The sequence below is a fragment of the Edaphobacter sp. genome (assembly GCF_035532915.1).
Classification (GTDB): Bacteria; Acidobacteriota; Terriglobia; order Terriglobales; family Acidobacteriaceae; genus Edaphobacter.
This window is the reverse complement of the sequence record NZ_DATKQC010000161.1, coordinates 20,661-27,423: the sequence shown is the minus strand read 5'-3', so window position 1 is coordinate 27,423 and position 6,763 is coordinate 20,661. Positions and strand designations below refer to the sequence as shown.

At 59.5% G+C, this 6,763-nt stretch carries 4 protein-coding genes; 2 read left to right on the top strand and 2 right to left on the bottom strand.

What is annotated here, in order from left to right:
* Window positions 1-67 precede the first annotated feature (67 nt).
* The gene (locus VMU57_RS07875; RefSeq protein WP_325382178.1) at window positions 68-811 is read left to right on the top strand and encodes a dienelactone hydrolase family protein; all 744 of its coding nucleotides are present in this window, start codon (window positions 68-70) and stop codon (window positions 809-811) included.
* 189 nt (window positions 812-1,000) lie between these two features.
* On the opposite strand, the gene uxaC is transcribed toward VMU57_RS07875, so the two are convergent.
* A complete protein-coding gene (gene uxaC, locus VMU57_RS07870) occupies window positions 1,001-2,398 on the bottom strand; it encodes a glucuronate isomerase (protein ID WP_325382180.1) in 1,398 nt (465 codons plus the stop codon).
* Window positions 2,399-2,545: 147 nt separating this feature from the next.
* Entirely contained in the window at window positions 2,546-4,351 is a 1,806-nt protein-coding gene (locus tag VMU57_RS07865; RefSeq protein ID WP_325382176.1) for a hypothetical protein, read from the bottom strand.
* A gap of 231 nt (window positions 4,352-4,582) precedes the next feature.
* Here VMU57_RS07865 and VMU57_RS07860 point away from each other — a divergent pair, with 231 nt between their 5' ends.
* Window positions 4,583-6,757 (top strand): beta-N-acetylhexosaminidase, encoded by a 2,175-nt coding sequence (locus VMU57_RS07860; RefSeq protein ID WP_325382174.1) that lies wholly within the window; start codon window positions 4,583-4,585, stop codon window positions 6,755-6,757.
* Window positions 6,758-6,763: the final 6 nt, after the last annotated feature.

Genomic DNA, 6,763 nt, shown 5'->3' with positions numbered 1-6,763 from the left:
AGAGGCTCATATTCCTCATCTTACTCTGTAACGACAGGTGTTATACAGTCCAACAGAGGAGCTACCCATGACCGAGCAGGACCTCACCATTCCCATGCCCGACGGCACAGCCGACGCCGTTCTCTTTTCGCCCGAGGCCTCAACGCCGCTGCCTGGAGTGCTCCATCTGCCCGACATCGGCGGCATTCGCGAGGCGCACCGCAGCATGGCTCGACGCCTCTCCCACGAAGGCTATACCGTGCTTCTGGTCAATCCGTTCTATCGCACGAGCCGGCCTCCGGTCTTTGATTTTCCTCGGGTGTCGGGCGAACCGCGCACCATGCAGCGCATGGCCGAGCTGACGGGGCCGCTCACTCCCGAAGCGCAGGAGAAAGATGTTGCGGGCTATGTCGATTTTCTTGAGGCACAACCGGCTTTTCGTCCGGGCCAGGTGGGCGTGGTCGGCTACTGCTTTAGCGGAGCGATGGCGTTGCGGGCGGCGGCAGTAAGGTCGTCCCTGGTGGGCGCGGCAGCTTCGTTCCACGGCGGTGGCTTATACAAGGCTGGAAATCCTGCGAGTCCGCATCTGGTTTTACCACAGGTAGATGCGCGGCTTTATTTTGGCCATGCCGAAGACGACAAAAGCATGGATGCCGCGGCCATCAAGGAATTTGAACAGGCCTTGGTCGAGTGGGGCGGGCGCTATGAGAGCGAAACCTACGCGGGAGCGCATCACGGCTGGACGGTGCCTGACAGCCTCGCGTTCAATCCTGAACAAGGGGATCGCGCCTTCGAAAAGCTGACAGAGTTGCTATCTGAGACGCTTCGCTAAAGACATTTTGGCTTTGACGACACAATTGGTCTTACAACTTGGCACGCGTTGCAGGTTGCGAATGTTTTGGAATCGTTTTCGGCTTCCGATGATGTTTGGATAGAAAAGCGGCTCACAGTGACATGGTGAGCCGCTTCGGTTGCAAGTCGTTTGCAGCGGGACTCAATCCCGCTTTCAATGTCTACACTTTTATAGCTTGTAGGCTTTTCTCACCAGATTGACGGTCAGGTCTTCGACCACCTCAAAAGCCTCGTCTTCATCCAGACGGCCCTCTGCCACCAGCTTGCCAAGAAACGCGCAGTCAACGCGGCGAGCTACGTCATGACGCGCCGGGATCGACAGAAAGGCGCGGGTATCGTCATTGAATCCCACGGTGTTGTAGAAGCCCGCAGTCTCGGTGGCCTGTTCGCGGAAGCGCATCATTCCCTCGGGCGAGTCCTGGAACCACCACGGCGGCCCAAGACGCAACGAGGGATAGTGGCCCGCCAGCGGGGCCAGCTCGCGCGAGTAGGAGGTCTCATCGAGTGTAAAGAGGATGAAGGTCAGGCGCGGATCGTTGCCATACCGGTTGAGCAGGGGACGTATAGAGCGGACATACTCGGTCGCGGTCGGCATGTCTGCACCCTTGTCGCGGCCAAACTTCTCGTAGACGCGCTGGTTGTGGTTGCGCATCGAGCCGGGATGCAGCTGCATGGTCAGCCCGTCTTCGACGCTCATTCCTGCCATCTCCGTCAGCATCTGCGCCTGGAAGAGCTGCTGCTCCTCCGGCGCGGAGTGGCCAGAGAGGACGCGCTGGTAGAGCGACTCCGCCGCCGCTGCATCAAGGTCGGCGGTCTGCGCGGTGAGATGGCCGTGGTCGGTGGCGGTGGCCCCCATCGACTTGAAGAAGGCGCGGCGGTTACGCAGCGCGTTCAGGTAGCCCTTGAAGGTGCCGATGTTCTCGCCGGTAATCTGTCCGAGCTTCTCGATGTTCTCGACGAAACCGGCGTACTCGGCGTCGATGACAGAATCGGGGCGGAAGGTCGGCAGAATACGGCCCTTCCATCCCGACTCCTTGATAGCCTTGTGGAACTCCAGCGTGTCGAGCGGCGTGTCGGTGGTGGACAGCACCTCGATGTTGAATTTTTCAAAGAGCGCACGGGGACGAAACGCCGGCGTCTCCAGCGCCTTGGCGATCAGGTCGTAGTAGGCGTCCGCGTTTTGCGGGCTGAGGCGGTCCTTCAGGCCAAACTGCTTCTCGAAGGCGTAGTCGAGCCATAGCCGGGTCGGGGTTCCGCGGAAGAGATAGTAGTGCCTGGCGAAGATGCGCCAGACCTCGCGGGGATCGGAAGATTCTCCGCCATCGAGCTGGGGAACGCCCAGCGACTCGAGCGAAACGCCCTGCGAGTAGAGCATGCGGAAGACGTAATGGTCGGGAGTGATGAACAGCGCAGATGGGTTGGGAAAGGCCTTGTCCTCGGCAAACCAGCGCGGATCGCAGTGCCCATGCGGCGAAATAATGGGGAGCTTCCGTGCCGTCTCGTACAACTTCACGGCCACCGATCGGGCCGCACTATCCGAAGGAAATAACCTGTTCTCGTCAAGCATCGTGTTTTTCACCTCTCCCAAAAAGCAATTGCGCAGGCGCGCTACCCTTTGAAGCCTATCAAAATTGGTCGCACCACGAACAATGTCTGTTGCAAAACAAAAAGAGGACGCTCCGAAGAGCGTCCTCTTTTCGGAAATGCGGATGATTTACGGGATGTAGTAACGCATGCTCGTAAACACCATGTTGTTGGTGCCCTTGGGCGCTCCGCCCACACCAGCCCAGGCATTGCGCGTCAGGTAGCTGTACTCCATGGCATATTGCAGCTTGCCGTACTTGGGGCTGCTGTAGAAGCGGTATGTGAAGCCCGCAGTGCCTTCGATGACCGCGCGGGTGGCCCCGGTGCAGTTCGCCGGGGAGGCGGGGTTGTAACCGGTCGCACCCGTTGGCGGAAGCTCCTTACCGCAGCCACTGTTATTCGCGGTGATGGGAGCGTAGCCCGTGAGCTTGCCCGCGTTCGGTCCGGTCAGGTTCAGGAACGCCGTGCGCTGTGCATATTCGCCGCCGGCGTAGCCGAAGAGATCGAGCTTCTTGTTGGGGTGAAGTTCGAGCGAGAACAGCCCCTGGTCGGCTTTGATGGTCGCCAGCGTTCCATCGGGGTGAACCGTGGTGTCAGGCAGCGTTGAGGTGCCGTAGCGGCCCACGCCGGTGCCGACAAGAACGTGTACGCCCACATCGGCGAATTTCGTTACCGGAACGCGAGCGTTGGCAAAGAAGCCGCCGCCGATCTTGGTGTCGTTGGCCGCGCCGGTTGCTCCGGTCGTCGGAACGGTGATTACGCCGGGATAGTAGCGGTCGCGGAAGAAGCGTGCGAGACCACCGATCTCGTAGTGGCCGATCTTCGGATCGAAGGCAGCCTTCACGATGACATCGGGCGCTACGTTGTTCGAGTAGTTTGCGGTGGGGTTATACAGCCCACCGCCTGTGCCCGCGTTGCCGAAGAAGAAGTTCGAGTTCGCGTTGGTTGCGGAAAAGAGGTTCTGGGCATTCTCAAGCGATACCGCGACGGTTGCCATGCCAAGCTTCTGCTGGATGCGGACGCCTGGTTGACGCTCCCAGCTAAAACCGACATGGTACTGGGCGTCGATCGTCATCGGTAGGTTTTCCGTAAGATTGTTGGTACCCTTCTTCGTCTCTGTCACAAGCGACCACATCTGGCCACCAGTGATGGTAAAGCCGCTCTTCATTGCGGCCTGTGCCCAGATCTGGCGCTGGCGCAGCGTGTAGCTGTTGCTCTGGTTGTCGTTGCTGGTCACACCGGCGGAGAGGAAGTCGGCCTCGAAGTAACCCGCCAGCTTGAACGGCCCGGTGTTGCCCTCAAACAACCCACCCAGACGGCTCTGGCGTCCGGAGAAGTTGAACTCGCTGGTATGGGCCTGCGCTGCTCCCGGATAAGGAGTTGCATTGAACGGAGTGTTGATATCGGAGTTGAGCGAACGCTGACGGTAAACCGATTCAGCCGCGAAGAAGGCAACGGGCGTGATCGTGATGCCCTTGTAATGAAGCTTCAGCGGCTCATCGATCTGTTTGGTCAAATTCTTCTTGGTGTCGATAACGGTCTGCGCGAGTTCGGCGTTCTTTGCCTTAAGATCGTTTACGGTTTGGTTCAGCGTGGTCACAGCATCGGTGTTTGTCTGCACGCTGGAGCTGACACCGGCTGCCTGCGACTGCGCCTGCGCAGCAGCAGTGTTAGCGGCCTGTGCGTCCTGCGATGCTGTCGCCAGCTTCGCATCCTTGTCGGCATTCTGCTGCTTCAGGCTGTCGATCTGGGACTGCTGGCTCTGCATCTGCTCACGCAGTTCGCGAATCTCGCGCTCGGTCGCGCTCTCTGCCTTCTTTTTGGCAACTCTTTTGTGAGTTGCCTTCTTCGGCTGCGTCGTGCTGGTCTGCGCTTGCATCGACACGGTGCATAAAACCAGCATCGCTGTCATCGCCGCTCGTACTTGCTTCGTCATTGGACCCCTCAGGTTGAACAGGACGTCCGCGCGTGAGATTGGCGAGGCTTTCTCTTCCGACAAAACCACGCGCAGCATCGTTCCTTGAAGGCATGGTTGCAAAGCAATGTGAACAGACGGCCAATTTCTCTTTCTATTCACATGCTTTTAACGTAAACGTAAAGAAACGCCCTGACGGCGACTTTCAGGTGGAACTGCCCAAATGGCACGCATGCTGATATATCGTTACGTATGCTATTTTTTCGCAGCGGGCTTCTACTCCTTGCACTGACGACCTTCGCCTCCGCGCAGTCTTCCATCAAACTAATCCCGATGCCTCGGGAGGTCCATGCGACCGCAGATGTGCCGTTGCCGCACGGTGTTCGCATCGTCTGTGCTGCGCCATGTTCGGAAGAGGACCACTTCGCCGCGACTGATCTGGGAACGACTTTGCAGGAGCGCAATATCTCTTCGGTGTCGCCATCGGGGTTCGTCATCGAGCTGACCCGGCTTGCCAACCACCCGGTCGCGGACTTTACCGCCGAGATGAAGCCCGAGGGCTACGTCATCTCCGCCACCCACAACTCGCTGACCGTCACGGCTGCTACTGCCGAAGGGCTTTTCTATGGAGCGCAGACGGTCAAGCAGCTCATCGTCGGCGATGGCCCGAAGGCGGTTCTGCAGGCTGCCAACATTCGCGACTGGCCGGCGATGAAGTATCGCGGCCTCGACGACGATCTGTCTCGCGGGCCAGTGCCTACGCTGGACTTTCAGAAGAAACAGATTCGTACCATCGCCGCTTACAAGATCAATATCTACTCGCCTTACTTTGAGCACACGCAGCAGTATGCCTCCAATCCGCTGATGGCACCTCCGGGGGGCAGCATCTCCGCCGCCGATGCGAGGACACTGGTGGAGTATGCAAAGGCCTACCATGTGACGATCGTTCCCGAGCAGGAGGCCTTCGGGCATCTTCATCACAACCTGACGTGGGAGCAGTATTCCCAGTTGGCTGAAAACCCTCATGGTGAAGTCCTCGCGCCCGGCCAGCCCGGTTCGATTCCGCTGATCAAGCAGATGTTCGGCGAGCTTGCCGCGCTCTACCCGGGACCATTCCTGCATATCGGTGCGGATGAGACTCAGGATCTCGGCACTGGACAGACCAAGGCGGATGTCGACGCTCGCGGCCTCGGCGCGGTCTACCTCGACTTCATGCAGCGCATCGTCACTGCATTGCAGCCGCTGCACCGCAAGCTGCTGTTCTGGGGAGACATCGCGCAGGACTCGCCCGACCTGCTCCTGAAGATGCCGCAGTCGTTCAAGGACTCGACCATCGCGATTGCGTGGACCTATAACCCCGAGCCGCGTGGCTTCGACCGCTACCTGACACCGTTCACCAAAGCCGGATTCGAGACGTGGGTCGCGCCCGGCGTCAACAACTGGTCGCGCGTCTACCCCAACAACAATCTCGCGCTGCTGAATATTCAGGGATTCATTCGCGATGGCCAGCGGCTTGGCTCGACCGGTGCGCTGAATACGATTTGGAACGACGACGGCGAAGGCCTCGAGAACATGAACTGGTACGGCATCCTGTTTGGGGCCGCGGCTTCGTGGCAGAAAGGGGAGTCGTCGATTCCCCAATTTCAGGACTCGTATGCCCAGGTCTTTCACGGAGACATGACCGGCGACCTGAACGAAGCGCAGAAGGAGATGATGCTGGCACATGAACTGCTGAAGCAGCAAGCCAAGACCGGCGATGGCTCCGATGGCCTCTTCTGGCTCGACCCGATGAGCAAGGACGGGCAGGTCTATGCGGACAAGATTCGTCCCTACACCCATGAGCTTCGCCTGCATGCAGAGCGGGCGCTTACGCTCATCGCCCAAGCCCGTGCTGCCGCGCCTGCGCCGCCAAAGTCGTTTACGGCCGCCGCAGCGCCTTACAACCCTGCCGATGCCTATCCCTCCAATCCGACCAGCCTGCGGGAGACCGATGCGATCGACGCGCTTGAGCTGGGAGCACGGCGCATGGACTTCATCGGCCTGAAGTTTCAATTGGCCGACGAGATCGCACAGGGCTATCAGCGTGCCTATGACATGCGCATGACCAATGACCATAAGCAGCGCCAGGCCGTCGCCCGTGAACTCTCGGACATCAACGGTAACAACGGGCGCATCGCCGACATTCGCGATGACTATTCGCTGATTCGCGATCTTTACCAGCAGGCGTGGCTTCGGTCGAACCGGCCTTATGCCCTGCGGCCCGTGCTTGAGCACTACGACTACACCATTGGTCTGTGGCTCGCTCGCAGCGACAAGATCCGCGTGGCACAGCGGCAATGGGCCGATAGTCACACGCTGCCGACCGCAGCAGAACTTGGCATTCCCGCGCCTCCTCCCCCCACGGCAGCCCACCAGGAGACAAACTAAACTAAT